The sequence below is a fragment of the Cryobacterium sp. TMT2-15-1 genome (genome assembly GCF_004402345.1).
GTDB lineage: Bacteria > Actinomycetota > Actinomycetes > Actinomycetales > Microbacteriaceae > Cryobacterium > Cryobacterium sandaracinum.
In genome coordinates, this window is record NZ_SOGD01000059.1 from 152622 (window position 1) to 175450 (window position 22829).

27 protein-coding genes are annotated in these 22829 nt (G+C 64.7%); 10 read left to right on the forward strand and 17 right to left on the reverse strand.

Annotated features, from left to right (window positions below):
• Positions 1-140: 140 nt before the first annotated feature.
• The 3 genes from E3O62_RS16065 to E3O62_RS16075 all read right to left on the reverse strand — a co-directional run bounded on the left by E3O62_RS16065 (position 141) and on the right by E3O62_RS16075 (position 2584).
• Positions 141-923, reverse strand: a complete 783-nt coding sequence (locus E3O62_RS16065) for a DUF4386 family protein (protein ID WP_134399217.1) — start codon at positions 921-923, stop codon at positions 141-143.
• A 666-nt stretch (positions 924-1589) separates the two neighbouring features.
• Positions 1590-1970: a hypothetical protein gene (locus tag E3O62_RS16070; protein WP_134399219.1), complete on the reverse strand. Its 381-nt coding sequence runs from the start codon at positions 1968-1970 to the stop codon at positions 1590-1592.
• Complete coding sequence (locus tag E3O62_RS16075) at positions 1967-2584, reverse strand: phosphotransferase (protein ID WP_241973550.1); 618 nt, start codon at positions 2582-2584, stop codon at positions 1967-1969. Before E3O62_RS16075 ends, E3O62_RS16070 begins: the two co-directional genes overlap by 4 nt.
• Positions 2585-3105: 521 nt before the next feature.
• Between E3O62_RS16075 and E3O62_RS16890 the strand changes: the two genes are divergently transcribed.
• Both E3O62_RS16890 and E3O62_RS16085 read left to right on the forward strand, forming a co-directional pair.
• Positions 3106-3453 carry a hypothetical protein gene (locus E3O62_RS16890; protein WP_198413819.1) on the forward strand — a complete coding sequence of 116 codons (348 nt, stop codon included), beginning with the start codon at positions 3106-3108 and terminating at the stop codon, positions 3451-3453.
• A 73-nt stretch (positions 3454-3526) separates the two neighbouring features.
• Positions 3527-3721, forward strand: a complete 195-nt coding sequence (locus tag E3O62_RS16085) for a hypothetical protein (RefSeq protein ID WP_134399220.1) — start codon at positions 3527-3529, stop codon at positions 3719-3721.
• Positions 3722-4559: 838 nt separating this feature from the next.
• Here E3O62_RS16085 and E3O62_RS16090 read toward each other — a convergent pair.
• Both E3O62_RS16090 and E3O62_RS16895 read right to left on the reverse strand, forming a co-directional pair.
• Positions 4560-5219 (reverse strand): hypothetical protein, encoded by a 660-nt coding sequence (locus E3O62_RS16090; RefSeq protein WP_241973551.1) that lies wholly within the window; start codon positions 5217-5219, stop codon positions 4560-4562.
• Positions 5220-5575: 356 nt separating this feature from the next.
• Positions 5576-5965 carry a hypothetical protein gene (locus E3O62_RS16895; protein WP_198413820.1) on the reverse strand — a complete coding sequence of 130 codons (390 nt, stop codon included), beginning with the start codon at positions 5963-5965 and terminating at the stop codon, positions 5576-5578.
• Between the two features lie 585 nt (positions 5966-6550).
• On the opposite strand from E3O62_RS16895, the gene E3O62_RS16100 reads away from it, so the two are divergent.
• Together E3O62_RS16100 and E3O62_RS16105 are read left to right on the forward strand one after the other, a co-directional pair.
• Positions 6551-6868: a PadR family transcriptional regulator gene (locus E3O62_RS16100; RefSeq protein ID WP_134396181.1), complete on the forward strand. Its 318-nt coding sequence runs from the start codon at positions 6551-6553 to the stop codon at positions 6866-6868.
• A gap of 11 nt (positions 6869-6879) precedes the next feature.
• Positions 6880-7422 (forward strand): hypothetical protein, encoded by a 543-nt coding sequence (locus E3O62_RS16105; protein WP_134399224.1) that lies wholly within the window; start codon positions 6880-6882, stop codon positions 7420-7422.
• A 361-nt stretch (positions 7423-7783) separates the two neighbouring features.
• On the opposite strand, the gene E3O62_RS16110 is transcribed toward E3O62_RS16105, so the two are convergent.
• From E3O62_RS16110 to E3O62_RS16140, 8 genes are all read right to left on the reverse strand, one after another.
• Positions 7784-8122, reverse strand: coding sequence for a hypothetical protein (locus E3O62_RS16110; protein WP_134396183.1), 339 nt, complete (start codon positions 8120-8122; stop codon positions 7784-7786).
• 567 nt (positions 8123-8689) lie between these two features.
• Complete coding sequence (locus tag E3O62_RS16900; protein ID WP_198413824.1) at positions 8690-9004, reverse strand: DUF2252 family protein; 315 nt, start codon at positions 9002-9004, stop codon at positions 8690-8692.
• On the reverse strand, positions 8941-9555 hold the full coding sequence (locus E3O62_RS16905; RefSeq protein ID WP_198413821.1) for a DUF2252 family protein: 615 nt from the start codon (positions 9553-9555) through the stop codon (positions 8941-8943). The genes E3O62_RS16900 and E3O62_RS16905 overlap by 64 nt, the downstream gene beginning before the upstream one ends.
• A gap of 713 nt (positions 9556-10268) precedes the next feature.
• Entirely contained in the window at positions 10269-11726 is a 1458-nt protein-coding gene (locus E3O62_RS16120; RefSeq protein ID WP_134399226.1) for a dihydrolipoamide acetyltransferase family protein, read from the reverse strand.
• Positions 11726-12739, reverse strand: coding sequence for an alpha-ketoacid dehydrogenase subunit beta (locus tag E3O62_RS16125; protein WP_134399228.1), 1014 nt, complete (start codon positions 12737-12739; stop codon positions 11726-11728). The genes E3O62_RS16120 and E3O62_RS16125 overlap by 1 nt, the downstream gene beginning before the upstream one ends.
• A complete protein-coding gene (gene pdhA / locus E3O62_RS16130; RefSeq protein ID WP_134399230.1) occupies positions 12736-13980 on the reverse strand; it encodes a pyruvate dehydrogenase (acetyl-transferring) E1 component subunit alpha in 1245 nt (414 codons plus the stop codon). Before pdhA ends, E3O62_RS16125 begins: the two co-directional genes overlap by 4 nt.
• Before the next feature lie 110 nt (positions 13981-14090).
• Complete coding sequence (locus E3O62_RS16135; protein WP_134396187.1) at positions 14091-14594, reverse strand: Lrp/AsnC family transcriptional regulator; 504 nt, start codon at positions 14592-14594, stop codon at positions 14091-14093.
• A 49-nt stretch (positions 14595-14643) separates the two neighbouring features.
• Complete coding sequence (locus tag E3O62_RS16140) at positions 14644-15405, reverse strand: oxygenase MpaB family protein (protein WP_241973552.1); 762 nt, start codon at positions 15403-15405, stop codon at positions 14644-14646.
• Between the two features lie 96 nt (positions 15406-15501).
• Here E3O62_RS16140 and E3O62_RS16720 point away from each other — a divergent pair, with 96 nt between their 5' ends.
• The gene (locus E3O62_RS16720; RefSeq protein ID WP_166784681.1) at positions 15502-15663 is read left to right on the forward strand and encodes a hypothetical protein; all 162 of its coding nucleotides are present in this window, start codon (positions 15502-15504) and stop codon (positions 15661-15663) included.
• A 274-nt stretch (positions 15664-15937) separates the two neighbouring features.
• On the opposite strand, the gene E3O62_RS16145 is transcribed toward E3O62_RS16720, so the two are convergent.
• Entirely contained in the window at positions 15938-16483 is a 546-nt protein-coding gene (locus E3O62_RS16145) for a hypothetical protein (protein ID WP_134399232.1), read from the reverse strand.
• A 337-nt stretch (positions 16484-16820) separates the two neighbouring features.
• Between E3O62_RS16145 and E3O62_RS16150 the strand changes: the two genes are divergently transcribed.
• Positions 16821-17384: a YceI family protein gene (locus E3O62_RS16150; protein WP_134399233.1), complete on the forward strand. Its 564-nt coding sequence runs from the start codon at positions 16821-16823 to the stop codon at positions 17382-17384.
• 246 nt (positions 17385-17630) lie between these two features.
• Here the strand turns inward: E3O62_RS16150 and E3O62_RS16155 are convergent, their stop codons facing one another.
• Together E3O62_RS16155 and sepH are read right to left on the reverse strand one after the other, a co-directional pair.
• Positions 17631-18671 carry an aromatic acid exporter family protein gene (locus E3O62_RS16155; protein WP_134396190.1) on the reverse strand — a complete coding sequence of 347 codons (1041 nt, stop codon included), beginning with the start codon at positions 18669-18671 and terminating at the stop codon, positions 17631-17633.
• A gap of 81 nt (positions 18672-18752) precedes the next feature.
• On the reverse strand, positions 18753-19904 hold the full coding sequence (sepH, locus tag E3O62_RS16160; protein ID WP_134396191.1) for a septation protein SepH: 1152 nt from the start codon (positions 19902-19904) through the stop codon (positions 18753-18755).
• A gap of 196 nt (positions 19905-20100) precedes the next feature.
• Here sepH and E3O62_RS16165 point away from each other — a divergent pair, with 196 nt between their 5' ends.
• On the forward strand, positions 20101-20394 hold the full coding sequence (locus E3O62_RS16165) for a DUF4193 domain-containing protein (RefSeq protein ID WP_134396192.1): 294 nt from the start codon (positions 20101-20103) through the stop codon (positions 20392-20394).
• 6 nt (positions 20395-20400) lie between these two features.
• Here E3O62_RS16165 and E3O62_RS16170 read toward each other — a convergent pair whose 3' ends face one another.
• Entirely contained in the window at positions 20401-20856 is a 456-nt protein-coding gene (locus E3O62_RS16170) for a DUF3093 domain-containing protein (RefSeq protein WP_134396193.1), read from the reverse strand.
• A 38-nt stretch (positions 20857-20894) separates the two neighbouring features.
• On the opposite strand from E3O62_RS16170, the gene dut reads away from it, so the two are divergent.
• From dut to E3O62_RS16185, 3 genes are read left to right on the forward strand one after another with little or no spacing between them, the layout of a single operon-like run.
• Entirely contained in the window at positions 20895-21371 is a 477-nt protein-coding gene (dut, locus tag E3O62_RS16175) for a dUTP diphosphatase (protein ID WP_134399235.1), read from the forward strand.
• A complete protein-coding gene (locus E3O62_RS16180) occupies positions 21368-21997 on the forward strand; it encodes a DUF3710 domain-containing protein (RefSeq protein WP_134396195.1) in 630 nt (209 codons plus the stop codon). The genes dut and E3O62_RS16180 overlap by 4 nt, the downstream gene beginning before the upstream one ends.
• An 11-nt stretch (positions 21998-22008) precedes the next feature.
• Positions 22009-22806: a DUF3159 domain-containing protein gene (locus E3O62_RS16185; RefSeq protein WP_134399237.1), complete on the forward strand. Its 798-nt coding sequence runs from the start codon at positions 22009-22011 to the stop codon at positions 22804-22806.
• Positions 22807-22829 lie beyond the last annotated feature (23 nt).

The window sequence follows — 22829 nt, forward strand, 5'->3', positions numbered from 1 at the left end:
GGATGAGCTGTGCTGAGCCCAGGTCGTAGGGGGCCCAAGGGTATCCTCGTGCGGGCGGGTTGCAGTGCCGCAGCCGCCGGTGGTGTACCTTCCCGGCGGGACTTGCATACAGGTCACAGTACGCGTTTACTCGGTGTGGCTCACTGTGCTGAATTGACAGGTGGCTGCTCGTGATTGCGGCGGGACTTGACCAGCAGCACCACGCCGAGGGCCAGCCACCAAAGCATTCCCAGAGGGATCAGTGCCATGGAGGCAAGCCAGATCCCGGGCAGGTCGATCGCTGCTGCCGTCATCAATGGCCCAGCCAGGAGCATCACGAGACGGAGGCCTGCGACTAATCCCAAGACACATAGCCAGATCGGAAGGGAGCGGGAGAGAGCCCCGGCCACACAGATGCCCACGGACCAGATAGCGAGCGTAATGAGGCCCGCCGCAAGGAAACCATGGGTTCCCGACATCTGAATGGTGAGGTATGCGGACTCGCCCCATCCCCTATCGAGCGAGTCGATGTAGAGCAACGGCCCCACCGACTCGCGCAAGACCCCGTGCATGAACAAGAACGCAGCCGCGAAAAGTCCGAGCGCGCTCAGGCTTCGGCGGGTGATACTACTCGTGCGTGGCGTAAGCACATCTGAGATAGCGAAACTGGCCACGATGTACGCGAGTGCCATGATGAACGTTGCGACCGCCGCCAAAGCATAAAACTGCGGATACTGGCGCAGATAGTCGAGGCTCACGGCGGGGTTGTCGGTGTCATCGAAACCGAGAACCGGTCCCATTAGCTCGAGGGTGAACATCGCGATGCCTGCAAGTCCGGCGACGATAACCGCTATCCCACCTGAGCGCAATGCTGACCGATTTATGTTCCCGACCGTTGTTTTCTCCGATGCGGGACGCCTGTAGTTGTCGCTGGTTGCACGCATGGTGCACTCCTTCGGGATAGCTCCGCGCGGACAAGCATGGCGCGCCGGTCACGGTCTGGCGACGCATCGAATGGTACGCGCGAGAACGGTTGCGCAAAATGGATTTAGCAGGCGCCTCCAAGTGCCCTGAATGGATGACGGGCTACTCATGGAACCCGCCGCGGCTATCGGCCAGCGCTCCATTTAGTACCTGCGATGAACTTCACTATCGAAGTTGTCATATTGGGCGGCTCACGCGGCCGCGCGGGCGGTGGCACCTTGTCGTTCCTGCGACCTGTACAGAACTTCCGGTACCCGAGCAGGCGCCCTTCGAAGCCTGGCTACCTGACGCTTTCCGCGTTGTGCCTTGAAGCTGAACTGCGCTGACGACAGACTCGTTCGTCGGACGCCTGTGGACACAGGTTCGGCACCAATTCGCCGAGATTCCGACGTTCCGGAAGAGTGGCATTCGGAAACCTCTTCCGGTCGGGTTTTCTTGTGCTTTCACGGCATCGTGAGGCTGAGCCAGCGTTCTTCGATGGCATAGCCGAGATGATCATTCATGCGGATGTTGCCGGCGTTGACTTGAGCTCCACCCGTGCGATGCGGCCTTGACGGCCACGGCGAGCCCTCTGCGGCGGTAGGAACGGTGAACGGACGTGAATTTGGTTTCTGCGCGCGCAGTCATCAGGCTGATGACGCTGATGACGCTGATGGCAACGAGTTCCCGTCATTGATGGCGCCGTAAAGGTGGCGCCCGGATTCCCACAGTTCGAGTACATCAAACTCGTTGCGGTGCGGCACGGATGTCGCTGGCGTGTACGGGTGGTCGGCGTGGTTCACTGCTTCGAGTGCTGTGACCTGAGGCGCCCAGCTGGCAGCGAGTTCCTCGATCAGGAATCCTTGGTCCGTTGCCGCGACGACGGCCGCTTCCAGTGCTGTGAACTTGGCTGGATCGCTCAGGCGCAGGCGTGCACCCCACGATTCGCCGACAACAACGTACCCCGCCGCCGTAAGATGCTGCAGGCGTGGATCGTTGACTTGGACTACCTGGATATCCGCGTTCACGATGCTTTCAGGCTTGCGATCATGTCAAGAAGTCGGCCGCGATCACGTCGGTATAGTGCGGCATGCTCCACGAAATCACTGCGACCCGTGTCTGCGGCACGTTGATCAGTGAAAACGGCAAGATCTTCCATCCGGTGCGCTGCCGCACGGAGCACAGCAGCCTGATCGAACTCATAGCCGTACGCACGGATGAGCCCATCGAGGCGGCCGGGGCGAGCATCCCGGTCCGGAGCGTCATGGTCTGCGTACTCGCCAAGCGGAACGAGCCGATATGCGAGGTACGCGAGGTCCCAAATCCGAGGCCCGGGGGAGGCCAGGTCGACGTCGATCAGACCCGCAATGTGCCCGTCTTGGAAGACCATGTTGTACGGTGCGATGTCGTTCAGGCACACCACCTCGATTGGCTGGTGCGCAGGCAGCTGCCATATGGCGGCCGAATGCGCGAGGGGCGCGCTGGCGTCATGCACCCGTCGGAGCAGAGACCCAGCCTCGTGCAGGATCGTGGGCGACCAGATCCAGCTGGGCATTGGGTAGTGGCCGACGATTCCCGGAAGGTAAGAGAGCACTTCGCGGCCCTGCTCGTCCATGCCCAAGGGCTCAGGTACTTCCGTCACTCCCGCCGCGCGGAGTGTGCTCAGAAGTTGATGTACCGCGGGAGTCCAAGGACCGGCGGGGCGGTGAACGGTGTCGCCTACCCGCACGACAATGCTCGAGTTTCCCCCCGCCAGAACCTCTTCATCCATCTCTCCAACCTAAGGGCTGAAGCGGAACCCTGGACGTGAGCGAGCCCGGCCAGCGTTGCCACTACCACCGAAAAGGTGGCAATTAGGCGTGAGAACGTCTTGACCATTTTCAGTTCGCTCCTGCTGGTGTCGAGGTTGTACGGGACACGGTGCCCGGTGGCCGCGAAGCCCCGACTTTCGGACGCCCGGCGCGGCCGCGTCCTCGTGCACAGGGAGAGTCAACCGGACGGTCTCGCTCCGGGCCCAGGCTTCAACGGCCGTCAACAGATCATCGGTCAAGCCGAACTCGCCGCCACGAAGGGCAGGTGCCACTTACACGCCCATGAGAGGGTGGGCCGGTGTTTGGATCGGGCACGAATCCTGCCATCGTTCCAACCCAGCGCCCTGACTCGGTGATCGCTGAAATCGCGCTGCCCCGTTCATTCACGCCATTGAGCGACGCGAATTCACCGCCATCCAGCGCTGCCCTTCAGGTTGCCCAGGTCGCGATCGATCGCTTTGTTGACGCCACCATTTTGACCCAAATCACAGACGGACGACGAAATCGAATTGGGCTAGCAAAGGACGTCGTTCAGGTCCGTGACGAGTTCGCCGCCCGAGCAAAGAGACACCGAGAGCGGGACGTTTTCCGCATCGATTTTCCAGCAGCCCGCTGGGAGACGCGCGTGCACTCAACAGCAGGGCTGAACGGCGCCGTTCCAGGTCGGTCGGTTCGCAACCCCGGGGCGGCGGGTGCTTGAGCGACGAGCGTCACAGTCGGCTGGATGGATCACACAGCGGGACGCTGAGGTTGGCAAACGGAAGGTGGGCAACGTGATCGGCGATTCGAACGAAAGCGTTCAAGAGGACGATCCTGGTCCTGTTGTCGCGGCCCCGCTGGACCGCTGGCGAGACCTGCCGGCACGGGTGCGCGTGGACGAGCAGAGCATGTCCGTGCCAGCTTCGGACGCACCTGACCCCGAGGGTGGCAGGAACCCTGACAACGACTGGCTGCTCCGCGGCGTGTAAACCAGCGTGCACATCCAATCCGAGGGCAGGATCTGCCAGATCGTTGTCTGGTTGAGGACCATCGCTCCGTGCCGGAACGTAGTGAAGTGGCCACTCTGGTTTGGCAACGCGATTGCTGATGATCGAACCCGGCAGCCGATTAAGGGGCGCTCTGAAGTTGAACTTCGGGAATGGACGAGGTTCTACCACAAGCACGACGACGACGAGTGGGACAGTAACGAGAACTCCCTGCGCGATAACGAGGAGGGACGTGCTGTCGCACGGCGAGTAACGGAGGAAGTCGCTACTCGTGATGAGCCCCAACGCGATGCCAGCAATGCCCACCCCGACCGCTGTGCCCAAGCCGCCCGCGACCATGCTGGCCGCGCTCTCGCGAACTGAGCTCCGGTCGACCAAAGCGACTGAAAGGGCCCCTCCGAGCACAGATAGGGTGCAACCAGCAGGCCAACCACCCCGAACTGGGTGGCACCGTTTAGGACTGCGCCCAGCGTCAGATACCTGGACTCTCCTGCACGGTGGTGGTGACTACGGCGTAGCTGCCTGCCCGGTGCAGACGCTCCGTGAAGTGGAGAGGCACGATGTGGATCTCGGTCCTGGCTACACCAGGTTCCGTACGCCCAGTCGGCAGCGAAGGGCGTACCCTGCGACAGGGCCGGTGGATCAGCCTGCGGCCTGTGGTTCATTGGCAGCGGCTCGGCCGGGTATCAGAAATCGGTCAACAGTTTCGGCTACGTCAACGCCGCGAACACCGTGTTCGGGCCGAACTGGGGACACCGATCGATATCAACTGTGTACACAGTACTTCTTTCAGGTCCGGGCGAGCGGATGGCGATTTCCGCTAGCTCCGGCTCCCCAAGAACTCCTCCAGCGCGGCGAGGTCATCGGTATTTATGTGGTCAACGCCGGCCTCGTGCAGTTCAGTCCAGATCGCTTCGCGGGCTTCGCCCGGAATATCGAGGGTCCCCCAGAAACGGACACGGTAGCCCTGGGAGTGCGCCGACTGCACGTATTCGCGCAGCTTGACCTTTTCGCTTTCCGGCATCGGACCGACGCCCTGCCACACGAATAGCTTGTTCCAATTCTCACTGACCAGCGGCATGAGATCGGCTGGTATTCCAGATGTCAGGTCGCCGGAGCGGCCGTCATAAAATGCCAACCGTGAGTCAAGATTTTGCATGGTTTTTAGAGGGCGGTTGCCGCTGACCACGGCGACAACCGGTGCGGATTTGGTTTTGCCGTTGGTGTACGTGGTCATGATCGAGCGATGCTCAGCCAAGTCTTCCTCAATCGCAGCGTAGGTGCTCTCGCCGTCACTCTTAATGTCGATCAGAAGTTGGAAGCTGCCATCCCAGCCAGAGTAGACACTGCCAGCACGTCCGTCCACGATGCGGTCGAGCGGATCCAGGTAGAGGCTTTCGAGAGTGACCCCCGCATGGACATCCTCGAGATCGTGAGCGACGAGAAGTTCGCCATCTACGAGCCAAACATCGGCTTCCACACTGGTGAATCCGTGCTCGAGGGCATCAAATAACGGACGCTCATGCTCATAGTCATTGTGAGCGTGGGCGGCAGCCTGCGGTTCACCGAGCACGATGTCGGCCGGTGGTGGTGCGGCCGCGCCGGTGACGGTAGCGAGGCCGACGAGGGTAACGAGAACTAATGCGGTATTTTTGGCGATCAGGGAAGTCCGTTTCTACAAAATGTGTTCCGCCGAGAAAGTCCCGTCGAAATGAGATTGACCGCATTATCGGCTCCACGCGTGTTCCGGTGAACAAGCTGGTTCGGTTTCTAATGCGCAACGGCTACAGTTCTAGCGGCGTCCGGTTACGTGCTGGCGCCGGTCGAACCAACGCATCATGAACGGTCTGGGCCTGCGTGACCGTATTGCCGTGCGGGACGATCCACTGCCGTAATCGTGTCGCGCTGAACTGCGCGCAGGCGAGCCTGCTCGCTCACGGACGGCACGGCCGAATTCAGTTCGCTGACCGGCGGTCGGGCGATGAGCACGCCGGCGACGGCATCATGAACTCCTCGTTCATCAATGACCTCGATGCAACCGCCCCATGTCGGACCGTCGGCCACCGTGTTGACGCCCGCCCAAGTCCACGGTTCCGTCGCTTCACCTACGCCGAACTCCATCAGGGCTTGGTGGTCGGTCCAGGGGATGCCGAAGTCCTCGGACTCGCCCGGATCGGTGAGTTCGATATTGCCTTCGTCCAGCAGTGACGCGCGAAGTGACGCCACGTGCACGTCATCGAGGTGCGGGCCTGGCCCGAGTTGTGTCGCTGTCTCCGAGGAACGATCTGATCGTCGTCGCCCATCGTTGCAGGAACGGCCCGGATGGTCGGGTCCGCGAACGCCGCTTCGACATCGGCAGCTCGCGTCTCGGCACGCGCGCCGAGCAGTCGTGTTGTCGGATTCTCGACTGGCACGAGCCCGGTTGCTTCCCTGAAGCGTCGCATCGCCTGCTCGTGGACGGCCTCGGACACCGCGGGAGCGGCGAGATGTCGTGGATCTCCGCGATGTCTCGATGACACAGGATTTCCTTGCTGGTGAGGTTCAGGGTGCTGCCCAGCGCGTCAACTGAATGGTCCCCTGCTTCGCCCGCGAGCCCAACCTCGACGGACGCAGATGCGCTGCCCATGCGCGGCGGTTCCGAAGTCTCGGGGGAGCGGCATTCGGGCACGCCTATCGGGACGAATTTGCGGCGCTACTGTCCACACCAGTACCAGGAGTAGACCTCTCAGACATGAATTGAGCCCATGAGCGTTTGGCGCTGGCGCACTCGGGTACTTGTGTATACCTAGTACTGGGTCTTATGCTGACGGGATGGCACACGATGCGCAGATGCTCAAGGGAGTCCTCTCCCTCCTCCTACTGCGCCTCGTCCGGGAGCAGGACGACTACGGATACGCCCTCGTGGTTCGTCTTCGAGAGGCCGGGTTCACGGAACTGACGGAAGGCAGCGTATATCCCGCACTGACTCGTTTGGAGTCGGCCGGGCTGCTTGATTCGCGCCTCGTGCGGTCGGCCTCGGGACCGGCACGAAAGTATTACGTTCTCACCGCCGCCGGCCAGGTAGAAGCGACTCGCGCACTCGACGCGTGGACCACGCTCACCGCCAACGTTGATCATGTCCTCAAGTGAAGGAATCCAGAATGAATGTCCTCGACCGCGCCCGCATCGTGGGCGCCACTCTGTCCTACGACCTGTGGCTCGACTTCGCCGGCGTCCCGGGCCAGAGACGATGCGATCTGAGGCGTGAGCTCAGGGCCAACCTCGGTGCTGCGACCGCACTCGTCGGGTCGCGTGATGCCGTCCGAGGTTTGGGTAGCACCCGCGGGATGGCCGCAGCTGCAAGCTGCCCAGATCCCACGCGCCCGCGTTGGACAGTCGGATTCACGGTCGGCATCAGTCTCCTCGGACTGTCACTGCTAGCCGAGCTACTCGCTGCACTGAGCTGGCTTGATGGTGCAATGGCTGCAACTCCCGAAAGCCCGGTTACCGGGGCGATGACTTTTTTCCCCGGGTCGAGCCTTACCTACAGCCCGTCCGCCAGTGGCTTCAGCCTCGCGGTCGACGTCGGCTGGGTCTGCCCGGCCGTCGGAATCATCGCCTTCGTACTAGCCTCACGGCCGTGGCGGTTCCTTACCCTCCGCGGTGGGTCGCCCTCGCACTCGCGAACCTTCAACGGGGAGTGATTCTCGAGAATCTGTTTCTGCCGAAGCATCTTCGTCGGGCCAACCCGGCGTCCACTAAGGGCGCTGGAGTCCGAGAACGGAGGCTTACCGTAGCCACTGCTTGTTCACGTGTGCTCGCGCAACCGATTTCTTCAGCCAGCCCGTGCTGTCTGGACGAATTCAGAGAGTCGCCTGACCGTGACTGTCAACGCCGACCGAGAACAGGACCACTTCTGCCAGGTGAGTTCTCGGGCCAATTCCAGTGGTCGGCAGACCCGTTCGGAGGTGGGGTTTCAATTTCCCGGTCAAACTGCTGTTTCCCGGCCATTAGAGGGCCTGGTAGATCGTTTCGTGGGACACATGCCACCGATCGCCACCGCGGTCACTGACCGGATGCCATACCGAGAGCAATCACCAGAATCGACGCTGCCGGGTAACCACACCACACGGCCATGGATAGGATTCGGCCTGCGCGGATGAACCGCCACGATCCCAGTTGATGTCGGAGCGCCATCGTCTCCACTGGGACCGTTGCCTTGTTCAGTCTCCACTTGAGATTCAAGACAATGAGCGGAATACCGGCAACGACCGCAATAATGCCGAAGATCAACACAGGTGAGGCCAGGACGTCATCACTGCGGGGATTCAGACGGCTGATCAACTGGAACAGTCCGAACGAGACCAAGTTGACAATGAGCACAGCGTTCAGGAGCAGAGTCATTCGCTGATTCGTCGTCCCAAAATGCAGGATATATCGCTGATTCGGAAACCCCTCCTGATCGAGGACCTCAGAGGCATTCGCTCTCAGAGCTGCTCGGCGCCAGCGTGCAATCATTGTGGGCACGAAGTAGCCCGCATAGAACGGACCACCACAGAGCATGACTATGCCGGCTGTGGCCGGGACAATGAACACAAGAGTTCCGGCGACGGATCCGGTAACCAGTAAGGCTGCGACGATCAGAGATACGGCACTCCAGCCGTACCGGTACCGTCCAGGCGCCGCTGGCTCCACTACAGGTCCCGTCACTTGCCCGTCCTCTCCTGCTCGACGAGCGCGGCATACAGAGCCGTTGCCTACCCGTCAAGACATGCCTACCCCTGAGTAAGCCTCCCACGCGACTGCGTGCAACGGTCTGCTGCACATTTGTTTTCGCCCAACGCCAAACGCGCAACCCCGTGTGGGCCGTAGTCCGCTCGCTGCTCTGCCGCGCCTAGCGCTGGCGCGAACGGACTGGGACTCCTCTTGCTGTCGGTGCCGCGGTAGAGCCCCGGTCGTCGACAGTGTCTGTCACCGCGGCATGCTCTCGACGGTCTTGTCGGCGATGGCCTTGACCAGCTGTACGTGATCCCGCTCGTTCTGCTCGGCGTAGCGGCGGGAAAACTCTGTCATTCCTGTGGCGAACTGAGGACCTCTTCCCATGTAGCTGCTTATGGCTTGCGGGTCGCCGGAGCGGGCGTGGGCGCGAGCTAATGTCTCGCCACAGGCAGTGGCAAACTCGATGAGGCGTGAGCCGACAAGGTCGATGCTCGGGATAATCTTCATGTCACGGAATTGGCGTACGTAATAGTCCCTCCCGTGGAACGAGCCCCAACCGACAAAGATGTCGGTGGCGCGTCGATGGTGACCCGGATCGGTGGATCTTCGGTGATGCGCGGACGACCGTGAACCATGTCAGTGAGCTTGGTGAAGGCATGCCGGCTTGTGCGCCGCTCCTTCTGCTTCTCGATGTGGATCGACACGCCCCCGCGATCGGCAGGCTTGAAGTACTTGACCAACCTCTCAACGTGCATGCCGTCGTACCAAATGTCTAGCTCGGGCGCGGTGGCGTAGCGGCGCATCCGGATCTGATAGGCCTCGATAGCAGCGCCCACGGCAGCATCAGCGCGTCTCGCGCTAATCCTGTCCTGGCGTGCGGCTACCACCAAACTGGCCGCGAGCCGCTTCACATCCCACTCGAAGGGTCCAGGTAGCGTCTCGTCAAAATCGCGCAGGTCAAACATCAGGCGCCGCTCTGGAGTGGCCCAAAGGCCGAAATTGAGGACATGGGCATCACCGCAGAGCTGCACATTGAGCCCACTGTTCGGTTGAGAGGCGAGGTCGGCTGCCATGACGGCCGCAGCCCCTCGGAAATAGTTCCAAGGAGAGGCCGCCATTCGATCGTGGCGAATGGGGAGGAGCTCGGGGACCCGGATACTGTCTTGGGACAGGATCGTTTCCAGAGCGTCGTGGCCTCGTGCCGCCTCATCCCATACCCCTGTTCGCCTCCGACCTGCACGTTTACGGGCAAGCCTTCCGGATTCTCGTCGCTCACCTGTAGTTTCTGAAAGATCGCGCAGCGCACGCAGCGGTGACGCCCCCCGTCGGGTTGAATTCGGTCATGGAAGACCATCTCTCTGTCGGTGGCCAGCTAAATTCGGCCGCAAGTATTCCACGGCACCCCCACGTCATGCCCGTTGCGCACTTTCCAAAATGTGCGGTTGCTGCGATGCGTCTCGGACGGAAACCCGTGGTTATGCATGGCCCGACAACACGCGTGAAGGATAGAAGTTTCGTGTCACACCCAGTCGCCTGGGCATCGCTGTGACCGTGATCGATAAGTAGCGCGGTTATCGCAGCGCTAGTTGGCGCGCCTCCGAGTCCCGCACGATCGTCTCGCGCACACACCGATGGCCGAGTGAACCCTTGCAAGAAACGTCAACGCCCGCCCGGATAGCCCGTCCGGTGAGGATTCGCACTTGAGGGCGTCAATGGCAACACACCCCAGTGGCAGGACCCCTGCCCCGAGGTGTCTTTGCCTGTCGTAGACGACCCGGCGCACGCCTCGACCCCAGATGGCACAGCAGGGTCGAGGCGGTTCGCGGCTCGGTCAGAGGTCGGCGAGCATGCTCACCGGGTTCTCGATGCAGCGTGCGACGTAGGTGAGGAAACCGGCGGCGGTGCCTCCGTCACAGACCCGGTGGTCGAAGACCAGCGACAGCTCGACCACAGTGCGCACCGCAAGGGCGTGATTGACCACCCAGGGGCGCTCGATCATCCGCCCGATGCCCAGAATTGCAGCCTCGGGGTGGTTGATGATCGCTGCTGACCCGTCGACACCCAGAGCACCGAAGTTGTTCAGGGTGAAGGTGCCGCCGCTGAGTCGAGATGGGGGAAACGAGCCATCCGCCGCTTGGGTCACGATACCGGCGATCGCATCCCGCAGTTCGCGGGTGGTCAGTGAGTGGGCGTCGTGCACCACCGGCACCATCAGCCCCCGCGGGGTCTGAGCGGCGAGCCCGAGGTTGATGGCACCGCGTTGCAGGATCTCCTGGCTGGCCGTGTCGACTGAGGAGTTCAGCAGCGGAAACCGGCGCAGTCCGGCCACCGTGAACCGGGCGATCAGCGCAGTCACGCTGAAGCGCTCACCTGTGGCTTCGAAGAGGCGGTCCCGCGCGGCGAAGAGCTCGGTGGCGTCCACATCGAGCCAGACGGTTGCCTCGGGGATCTCCCGGCGCGAGACGGTCATTCGCTCCGACACCACCCTGCGCAGGCCGGTGATCGGGATGCGGATGTCGTCGGTGGGCGCGGCCCGGAATCCGACCGGCTCCGCCACGGGTGCAGGTTGGGCCAGTGCCGCGGGATCGACCACCGGTGTGGACTCAACCACCGGTGTGGACTCAACCACTGCGGCCCGTTCCCGGATTGCCGATTCCACGTCCCGGCGCAGCACAAGCGCGTTGCTCCCGCTGCCGATCAGCAGGGTCGCGTCGAGGCCGTTTTCGCGGGCCAGACGCCGAACCAGCGGTGAGACCACGGGGGAGCGGCCGGCCAGGTAAGACGCAGAGGTGGGAGCCGTTACCGGGGTGGCCGGAGTCACGTCGGAGACCGGTTCGACGATTGCCGCGAGGACCGGAGCCGCTGAGCCGGATCGCACGCCGAAGCGCGCAGTGGCAGGGCGCCGCACGGGACGCGTGATCTCGCTCGTGCCGTAGCCGATGAGCACGGCACCGGATGCCGACCCGTCGACCTCCGTGACCGGAACCCCGGCTGAAATCGCTGCGGGCGATACAGCAGTCCGAGCGGTCGGCCGTGCGGTGTCGGCCTCGGCGGCATCCGTCACTGTCAGCAGCACCTGCCCGGCGTGAACGATCTGGCCGGCGACCCCGTTCAGGGCCTCGACCACACCGCCGAACGGCGACGGCAACTCCACGATGGACTTGGCCGATTCGACCTCCACCACGGGCTGGTCGATGGTGATGGTGTCGCCCACGGCCACCAGCCAGGACACGATTTCAGCCTCGGTGAGTCCTTCGCCGAGGTCGGGCAGGATGAAGTTTTGAGCCATCAGTTCCACTCCCAGGTTCCTAGGGCGGCCAGGATGCGGTCGGGAGTGGGAAGAAAGTATTGCTCGAGCTTGGGGGAGGGATAGGGGATATCGAAACCCGTGATCCGCAGGATCGGCGCTGCCAGGTGGAAGAAGTTGCGCTCGGTCAGCCGGGCGGCAACCTCGGCCCCGTAGCCGCCGAACTGCGCCGCCTCGTGCAGCACAGCAGCGCGGGAGGTCTTCCGCAGGGAGGCACCCACCGTCTCGTCGTCGAACGGGGAGAGGCTGCGCAGGTCGATCACCTCGATCGAGAGCCCCTCGGCGACGGCCAGCTCGGCCGTCGCGAGGGCCGTTTTCACGGTCGGACCGTAGGCGATCAGCGTTACGTCGGTTCCCTCCCTCAGCACGACCGCGGTGGTCATCGGCGCGGTGCGCACAGGCAGGCTGAGCTCGGCCTTGGCCCAGTACCGGCTCTTGGGTTCGAGGAAAATGACCGGGTCGTCAGAAACAATGGCCTCGCGGAGCATCGAATAGGCATCCGCCGGATTCGATGGCGAGACTACAGTGAGACCGGGCGTGGCCGTCCAGTAGGCCTCGGAGGAATCGGAGTGGTGTTCCACACCCCCGATATCGCCGGCGTAGGGGATCCGGATCACAATGGGCAGCTGGATGCGCCCACGGGTGCGGTTGCGGATCTTGGCCACGTGCGAAACGATCTGCTCAAACGCCGGGTAGCTGAACGCGTCGAACTGCATCTCGACCACCGGGCGCAGGCCGTACATGGCCATGCCGATCGCGGTGCCCACGATCCCCGATTCGGCCAGCGGCGAGTCGCTCACTCGGCTCTCCCCGAATTCGGCGTACAGCCCGTCAGTCACCCGGAAGACGCCGCCGAGCGGGCCGACATCCTCACCGAACAGCACGACGGTCGGATCGTCGCGCATCGCGTCCTGGATCGCGGCATTCAGCGCCGCCGCCATGGTGAGAGTGACCGGTGCGCGCAGGCGCGTCGGTGCGGTGTCGGGGAGCGTCATGAGTTGACTCCTGAGTGGGCGGCGACGGATGCTGCGGCGGCGTGCTCTGCGTGCTCTGCGTGCTCTGCGTGCTCTGCGTGCTCTGCGTGCTCTGCGTGCTCTGCGTGCTCTGCGTGCTCTGCGTGCTCTGCGTGCTCTGCGTGCTCGGAGAGCTCGGCTGCGAGGAAGGCTCGTTGTTCCGTCAGGGCGGCGCGCGGGGTCGCGTAGACGTGGTCGAACAGCTCCAGCGGATCCACTGGGGCGGACCGGGTCATGCATTCGCGGGTGTCCGCCGCCAGGTCCTCGGCCTCGGCACGGATGTCCGCACGCTCTGCGTCGTTCAGCGCGCCGATTTCGCACAGGTAGGTGTCCAGGCGGGTGATCGGGTCGCGGCGTCGCCAGATCTCCAGATCCCCGGGATCGCGGTAGCGGCTCGGGTCGTCGGAGTTCGTGTGTGCCTCCATCCGATAGGTCAGACCTTCGATCAGGGTTGGACCGTGGCCGGCGCGGGCGTTCTCCACTGCCGTCGTGGTGACCGCGTACATCGCGGCGACGTCGTTGCCGTCCACAAAGTAGCCAGGCATCCCGTAGCCGATGGCCTTGTCGGCGATGGTGCGGCAGCGCATCTGCTTGTCCAGTGGCACGCTGATCGCGTACTGGTTGTTCTGCACCACGAAGACGACCGGGGCCTGCCAGACGGCAGCGAAGTTGAACGCCTCGTGGGCGTCCCCCTCGCTGGTGGCGCCGTCGCCGAGCAGGGTCAGTGCGACGGTGCGTTCCCGTTTGAGCTTGGACGCGGTCGCGAGCCCCACGGCGTGCAGTGCCTGGGTCGCCAGAGGGGTGGACTGCGGGGCGATCCGGTGGGCGTTCTGGTCGTAACCGCTGTGCCAGTCCCCACGGAACGAGGCCAGGATGTGCTCGGGCGGTACGCCGCGGGACAGTAGGGCGATGCTGTCCCGGTAGGTGGGGAAGAGCCAGTCCTCGGCGCCGAGGGCGGCGACCGCGGCGATCTCGCAGGCCTCCTGGCCGAGAGCTGATGGGTACGTCGCCAGGCGTCCCTGCCGGGTCAACGCGGTCACCTGCACGTCGAAGCGGCGGGCGACGACCATGCGCCGGTAGAGATTGAGTAGTGTGGCCGGGTCCGGCAGGACAAACCCGCCGGCCTCATCGAGCGGCGCGGCGCGACCGGTGTCATCGATCAGGCGGAGGGGACGCGGCGCGGCGAGGGGGCTCTCAACCAGGCTCTCGACATTGAGGCTCATGTCGCAATGGTGGGGCATCTCCGCGCCCTAGACGATGTCCGGGTGACGGATGCGAACGATTGGTCCGAAGCTGCGTCGCGCCGGACCATTCGTCCGCGGAAAACGACCGTTCAGCGCCAGCTGTCCGCAGCGCGGGCCGGGGGCAGGCCGGTGATTTCCTCGAGGATGAGGTGGGACCGGGTGGAGATCACGCCGGGCATGCTGTGGATATCGCGCAGGATGGCTTGGCTCAGCTGCTCGTGGTCCGGAGCGCTGACGGTGAGGATGATGTCGATGTCGCCGCTCACGGCCTGAGCTTTTTCGACGAAGGGCAGTTCACTCAGGCGCCGGGCCATCTCGGCCCAGGAGACATCGCCGATCTTGACGATCACGAGGGCGGAGACCCTGAGCCCGAGCGCCCGCCGGTCGATCTGTGCTCCGAATCCGGTGACCACACCGTGACGCACGAGATTCTGCATCCGGCTGTGCGCGGTGGTGCGGGAAATGTGCACGAGCACGGCCAGCTGGCGCATCGATAGGCGGCCGTCGCGGCTGAGTTCGGCCACGATCTGCCGGTCGATCGCGTCGAGACCGTCGGGCGTGCCGGGGGCGGCGGGGGCCGAGTGCTGCGTCATTGGAATCCTCAGGCTGGGGAAACCCTCAGACTACCGCCAGCCCAGGTGACTACCGCATCTCGCGCAGGTAGTGGTTCTTGGGCCAGTGGCGCAGCCGGCGCGGAAGCCGCGGATAGACACGTGCGGTCAGCCGGATCAGCCGGTCGAAGCGGCGCTGCGCCCCCGCGGTCCAGGGCAGGCCGAACAGTTCCCGCACCGAGCCAGGGAGCAGCCCGACGGTCACGAACCGGCCCAGTGGCATCATCAGCCGCAGCCAGAGCGGCCCGGTGCGGGGATGCAGCAGCTGGCGTGCCACGGCGCGCGTGGCGGCATCCGTCTGCAACTCGCCGATGCGTCGGTCCCAGTAGGCGCCGAAGGCGGCCCGGTTGGGCGGCCACAGCTCCGCCGGCATCTGCAACGCCGTGCCCAGCACGGCGTACTCCCGGTAGAGCGCGTCCGCCGTGGCTCCGTCAAGCGGGCCGTAGACCAGCTCCCGCATGGTCAGGGCGGAGTCATATAGGGTCGCCGCCACCCAGAGCTGCAGCTCCGGGGTGAAGGCGTTGTAAGCCGGACGATCCGCGGTGGCCAAGCCCGACACCGGGGCGTGGGCGTGATCGACCCGGCGCCGTGCCCGGCCGGCCGCCTCCGGCGATCCGAACACGACCGCGTACACGTAGGTCAGGGTGCCGCGCAGCCGATCGAGCGGTCGGGAGGCGAAGTCGCTGTGGTGCGCAATTCCGTGGCCGATCGCCGGATCGGCGATCTGCAGGAGGATTGACCGCCCGCCGGCGGCGATCAGCACGGCCTCGCCGGCCATGTCCCTCATCTGCATGCGCGCCTCCCCGCTCGAAGACCGATTGTAACGGCGCCGGCGGTGAAACGGATGGGCGCTTCGCCACGACTGCTGCCGGCGGGTCAGCCTGGACCGATGATCTCCGGCCGACGACACCCGGCCCCAGCCCGCCGCCTGGCGGCGCTCGCCGCCATGGCCCTGCTGGCCCTCACCCTCTCCGGCTGCACCGCGGCGCGCGGAACGGACGCGAAAAGCGCCGCCGCCCCGCTGTCATCCTGGAAGAAATGCGGGCAATGACGGATGCCCTCAGCCCCGACCCGGAACTCCCGCTACTCATCGGCATCGACCAGGAGGGCGGCGAGGTCTCCCGGCGAATCCCGCACGGTACGGCACCGATGTCACCGTACTGATCGGCAGATTCGTCGAAGCGGTCGATACCGGGCGGCTCACGTCGGAGCAGATCGATGATGCTGCCTACAAGCTCCTGGTGCTGCGCGTCCGGGCCGCCCTCAGTGGGGTGTCACCAGGGTCATGACCCAGTACGCTGAACGCCCGGTCAGCGCTCAGTCCGCTAGCCCTCTGCCGTGCCGACGAAGTACGCCGTGACAACCTCGCGGGTGGTGAGCGGATCTTCCCCCGAAATGGGCGCGACGCGCACCGTCCACCGGGGACCTGACCGATCGATGCCGTCTGCGCTCTCGGCCCAGACCGCACCATCGTCCGTGCACGAGTAGGTGCCGTACCAGGCGGGGTGCTCGGTCAGGTCGTTCCAAACGCCACCGCTGCGAATCAGGCAGCGGTCCCCGTCGCTGAGCAACAGCCCGAGCGGTCGCGCCTGCTCGGGCGCGGTGGCCGCCGGCCGGCTCCCGGTGCTCGGCAGGCGCACCACCTCCGTGGTCCACGGGTCGCGGTAGCAGACCACAAAACCGGGCGCCGCATCCTGCCAGCACGCTACGGCGAACGCGCTCGACGGTGTGCAGGCGTGGATGTTGTCGTCGACGGCGACCGCGGACGGCCGTATATCGACCGACGCGCTGCCACAGTCGAGCGCGACGGTCGTCACCTCGGTGACGGTGAAGCCCGCGGCAGGCAGACCGTCCTCGGTGATCGGGCGCATTACCACGATCTCGGTTCCCGGCGCCGTAGTAGAGGCCGGCGCCGTAGTAGAGGAGGGAGACGAAGGGGCCGGGGACGCGCACCCGGCGAGCAAGGCGATCAGCAGACCCAGGGAGAGCAAGAACCGTGAGCGCATTTCAGCCCTCCGTTCCACCCATGCACCAGCCCCCTGAGCGACTGACGGTACCCTCGGCCCCGGAGGCAGTCAAGGGATTCCGGCGGGAGTGGCCGGACCACTGTCGAAAAGAACTCTCCCCGATTCGGAATAATTCACTTTCCTATGCGCTTGCATGAAAGTGAGGACGAGAATCCACCGTTCCGCGAATTGAGGAGAACCCATGACTCAGACCACCGCAGTGAGCATCCCCGGCTACAAGGCCGGAACCTGGACCATCGACCCGACCCACAGTGAGGTCGGATTCAGCATCCGTCACCTCATGATCAGCAAGGTCAAGGGCACGTTCGAGAAGTTCGACGCGACCTTCGTCACCGGCGAGAACCCGCTCGACTCCTCCGTTACGGCCACGGCTCAGGTCGTGTCGATCAACACCAACCAGGCGGACCGCGACGGCCACCTGCGCACCGGCGATTTCTTCGACGCCGAGACCTACCCGACCATCAGCTTCGTCTCTACCGGCGTGCGCCAGGTCAAGGACGACTTCCTCGTCGACGGCAACCTCACCATCAAGGGCGTCACCAAGCCCGTAACCTTCGACTTCGAGTTCGGCGGCTTCGGCACCGACCCGTACGGCAACTACAAGGCCGGCGCCACAGCGAAGACCGAGGTCACCCGCGCCGACTTCGGCCTCACCTATAACGCGGCCCTTGAGACCGGCGGAATGCTGCTCGGCGAAAAGGTCACCATCACCATCGAACTTCAGGCCGCGCTCAACCAGGCGTAGTCGTTCCCGCGCAGAGGTCTGCGCCGGGTGGACACGATTACGAGAGGGACCCCACGGGAGTGGGGTCCCTCTCGTGTTGACCTTTGGTCAGGGTACCGACGCGGTCGCTCCGACCCTCTGCGCCCCGGGTTAGTGCTCGTGAATGAGAGACCACGCTGCTCGGGCCGAGCGCAGGCGTCCGGGGACAGAAATTCGCGCGCTCACTTTCGATCCGACGGGCATATTCCGAACCTCGGAAATCATCGGCTATTCGCCCTTGATCTCCTCGCGCACCCGGCGTAGGTCCTCCATCAGCGATCCGATCAGGATCCAGTGCTGCGGATGCGGCGTCGCAATGATCAGAGGGGCGGTCAGGGTGGGTGGTTCCTGTGACAGGCTGACCTGCTGGGCGCCGGGGTGGTCCACCTGTTCGGCGAGGAGCCTCAGGTCATGGGCGGCACGGCTCAGCTCGACAGTGATCGCGAGCACCGTGGGCTCGAGGTGCAGGGAATGGTCGTAGTGGTCGCGCAGGGACCGGGTCATACCGATCGCGCGTGCCACGAGCGAGGTCAGCCGCGCGAAGAGCTCCTCGTCGATGTCGAGGAGACGCCGGTTCACCGCATGCCGCGGGTTGAGCGTGAGGCTCTCCTCGGCCTGCTTGAGCGCCTGATCCGCCTTGGCGAGCATGGGGCGCAGCAGACGCACCTTGATCATCATCTCTTCGATCTGGCTGGCCTTCTGCGGAAACCGCAGGGCGTCGACGATCCGGTCGAGGGTGTCCGCGATCTCGTAGGCAAGTCGGATCACAGCCGCGTGGGCCGGACGAAGAAGCACTGGTGGCACGATCAGGGCGTTGACGAGGAGGGCGGCTGCCGCCCCGATGATGGTTTCGACGATGCGATCCCGCGCGTATTCAGCCGTAGCCGTACCGATTGTGAGTAAGAGCATGGCGCTGATTGGAATTTGGCTCGCCGAGCTGGGGGCCAGCCGAAGCGCCCACGCCAGCATGATGCAGAACACGATGGCCAGGAGAACGACCCAGCTGGACTGGCCGAATGCGACACCGACGCCATAGGCGATGATGACCCCGCCGATAACACCCAGACTGCGTTCGACCGCGCGACCGAGGGTCTGGTTGATGTTCGGCTGCACCACCAGCAGGGCGGCGATCGCGGCGAAGACCGGCAGCTGCTCCGTGTCCAGTAGCAGTTGCGACAGGATCCAGCCGAGGGCGACCGCCACGGATGTCTTCACTGCCTGGAGCAGAGGAATCCGGCTTGTGGATCGCAGCCGGGTGTTGATTCTCACGTGCCTAGGGTAGTCGAATGCGTCGGCGGGTCGCATGCACCGGCACGTCGGACCGGTGCCGGTGCCGCTTAAACCCTGGTGCTAGGGCAGGTCGTCGTCGGTGCGGGCACCGAACACGATTTCGTCCCAGCTGGGCATCGAGGCCCGCCCGCGCTTGCCATGACCCGACGCTCGCGGAGTTGCGGCCGGTGACTGACCCCCGGCGGCCTGGGCAGACCAGGCGTTGCGGGGGGCCTCGGTCGGCGGAGCGGCGAGAGCCGAGGGAGCGGCGTGGGGTTCCGCGGCGGCCTCGGCCGGCTGGTCCACCAGACGGATGCCCGGGGCCGGGCTGGTGCTGGCGGGGTTGCTGAGGCTGGAATGGCTCTCGACCTGGTTGCTTTCGAAAGCGGCGGCTTCGCGCTCCCCGCGGCGGCGGCGCAGTGACGCCAGCAGGTCGGCCGTCTCGCTCAGGCTCTGCGGCGGTTCGTCGGCGCGCTTGATGGCTGCACGGGACACGGCATCCGTCGTACCGGCCGAACGGGAATACGGCACCGGGTCCAGAAGCGGCGCAGTATCGTTCAACGTCTCCTCGGACAGTGATTCCTTGAATGTGAAGGCGCCGCTGTCGAAGCGGGACACATCGGCGAGGCTGGTCTCGGCGCCGACGGCCCGCAGCCGCGGGATCAGGGCACCCTTCAGTTCGCCCTGTTGCGACAGGGCGATGGCTTCACTGCCGACCGGAGAAAGAGAGTTCTTCTTGGGTTCGAAGCTCCACCGAGCGTCGTGGTCGATGTCATCGGCAGTGAAGGCCAATTTGACGATCCAGCCGGCGCCGGGTTCTTTCCAACTGGCCCAGCGCTCGTTCGTAGCGCCGAGCGAGGCCAGACGCTCACGGATGACGGTGCCGAAGTTGGCGCCGCCCTCGATCGGGTCGAGATCGATGGCGGTGTGCACCGGCACGCTCAGCGCGCAAGAGACCATGTAGTCGCGTTCGGCGACGACCGGGCCCTCGAAGCGGCGCACAAACTCGATGGCCGCACCCGTGACCGCGGCGACGTCCTCGGCGGACATGCCGGCACGGATGTGCGCCTGAACCTCCCGGGGGCTCAGCTTCGGCCCCGACGCCGGTTCCACCTGGGCCTGGCGCAGCCGGGACTGGAGAACTTCGTCGATGGGGATCCTGAATCGGTCTCCCTCTTCAGACGCTGCGAGCAGCGCACCGCTCTCGACTCCAATAACTTTCAATTCCTGCATGTTGAAAGCCCTTTCGCCATCACTAGTGCGACCAAGACTGCCATGTAAAGAGTGAATCTTCGGGGAATACGCCGGGCGTGCCGCAAGTTGATCACTGTGCCGAGCAAATAGCGCGGCGTGTAGTTTGCTATTCCGCCCGGATTGTTGGAAACTATGGCCGCCGAAATCCTTTCTCGGCGTAACTGAATGGATGGGTATGGCAACCGATTACGACGCACCACGGAAGACCGAAGACGACTCAGAGTCGATTGAGGCCCTCAAGGAGCGCGTACCCGACAAGATGTCCGGTGTCGTAGATGTCGACGACTCGGACAACCCCGGTGGTTTCGACCTTCCCGGCGCCGATCTGTCCGACCTCGACCTCGATGTCGTCGTTCTGCCTCCGCAGGCGGACGAGTTCACCTGCGTGGAGTGCTTCCTGGTGAAGCACCGTTCGCAGATGTCGCACGAGACCAAGCTCGGCCCGGTATGCCAGGAGTGCGACTCCTAAACGCGCTCAATCATGTGATGCTGGCCGTCGCGATCCATTGATCGCGGCGGCCAATTTCTGTGGGCGCCGCGTCGACACCAGCCAATACGGCGCCGGATCCGTCGCATCCACGATCGGGATTCGCACGACGGGCCGAATCCAGCCGCGGATGAGCAGCCAGGCCCGGGCGTCGAGCCGTTGGCCACGTTCCAGGGCTGCCTCAGCTCCGTCGAAGGGCTGAACCTCGCCGACCAGATCGATCGATATAGTCGCGCGCCCGGCGGTGAGCTCACCGCCCCGCACCTGCACCACCGGTGCCGACAAGAGCAGCGCCAGAACGCAAGCGGCGTACAGACCGGCGGCCAGCAGCACCCCGGCCAGCATCGAAATCGGTGCGAACACGAGGATGCTGGCAGGAATAATGAGCGCAGTCGCCACATAGGGTGCGGGCGAGGCCCAGAGTTTTTCGCGATATTCAGGCATGGGTCTATTCGATCAGACTTCTGCACTAGCCTCGACACGTGGCAGAAAGCGTCGAAGTCCTGATTACCGCGTCCATCCTCCCGAGCTACGCGCACCCGGGTGACGCGGGAGCGGACCTTCATTCCTCCGAGGCTCTAGTCCTGGCCCCCGGCGAACGAGCACTGGTCGGCACGGGCGTGTCGATCGCCCTGCCCGACGGTTTCGCGGCATTCGTCGTGCCCCGCAGCGGTCTCGCGTCAAAGCACGGCATCACGATCGTGAACGCGCCGGGCACCGTCGACGCCGGGTATCGCGGCGAGATCAAGGTGACGCTGCTCAACACCGACCAGACCACGCCCCATGCGATCGCGATCGGCGACCGCATCGCCCAGATCATCATCATGCCCGTCAGCCGGGCTACGTTCATTCCCGTGGATCGGCTGCCCGGCAGCCAACGCGGAGTTGGCGGGTTCGGGTCCACCGGCCTGAGCCGGAACATCAGCACGGGCACCTCAACGTCAGGAGACAACCAGTGAGCGACACCGCGAACCCGGAGGAGAACCCGGACGAGACGGCCAAGTCGGCGCCGGAAGATCGTGCGACCGAGGGTCCCCTCGACGAAGCCGAAGCCAACCCGGTGCGGCCCTACGTGGACCTCGGCGGGGTCAAGATCCTCCCGCGTGAGGGGCTTCACCTACGGTTGGAGATCGAAGAAGGCAGCAAGCGGGTCGTGGCGATCGGGCTCGATTACGCCGGCTCCACCCTCCAGGTACAGCCGTTCGCCGCGCCCCGCTCAAGTGGCCTGTGGAACGAAATTCGCGCCCAGATCGCCGATCAGATCGGCAAGCAGGGGGGAACGACGACTCTGCGCGAAGGCCCGTTCGGCCCGGAATTGGTGGCAGAGATCCCCGTGGCCGCGGGTCAGGGATCCGACGGAATGAGCAGGCTGGCCCGCTTCATCGGAGTCGACGGCCCGCGCTGGTTCCTGCGCGGCGTGATTGCCGGCGAGGGTGCCATCAACGCCGACGCCGCGACCGAGATCGAAGACCTATTCCGCAGCATCGTCGTGGTGCGCGGATCCGCTCCGATGCCGCCGCGTGACCTCATTCCGCTGCGGATGCCGGCCACCCCCGCCTCTGCGGCCGAGCCGGGCCAGTCCTGAAGAACGCCGGGATGACGGACGCACCCCTGCCCGAGGAGGCCCTCGAGCCCGACGCATCAGAGAACGCGTCTGACTCGCCCGTGCCCGCCGCGTTCGCCGACGGCATGGCGGCGGCGGCCCGGCGGGCCGGCTTCACGCCGGCGGCCGAGGGCGACCCGATCAGCGGGCGCGCCCTGCTGGCCGCGATGGGAGGCATCCGTGGCCTGGTCGAGGCCGTGCTGCCCGGTCTCGTCTTCCTGATCACCTACACCTTTACCCGGCAACTTTTCCCCGAGCAGTCGCTGGTGCTGTCCCTTGTTGTGCCGGTGCTGATCGGCGTCGTTTTCATCGTGCTACGCCGGATTAGCCGCCAAACGGTGACGCCGGCCGTCGGCGGCCTGGTGGCATTGATCGTCAGCGCCGTGCTCGCTTTGTTCACCGGCCGCGCCGAAGACTTCTTTTTGCCCGGATTCTGGACCAATGGACTTTACGGCGGTGCACTTTTCATCTCGGCGGTCGTCGGCTGGCCGCTGATCGGGCTGGCTGTCGGATTCCTGATGGGCGAGGGGATCGCCTGGCGGTCGAACCGGTCCAGGCGCCGGGTGCTGAGCATTCTCACGCTCTGCTGGGCTGGCTTGTTCGCCCTGCGCCTGGCCGTTCAGCTTCCCCTCTACTACTCCGGAAACGTGGAGTGGCTCGGCGCCGTCAAGCTCCTGATGGGGATTCCGCTCTACGCGCCGCTCCTGGTGACCTCGTGGCTGGTGGTCCGGGCGGTCTACCGCGCCGACGACCGGGCGACCGACCACGCAGCGGGTCGCCGGCCCGAATAGATTCACCACGATTCCGTGACACC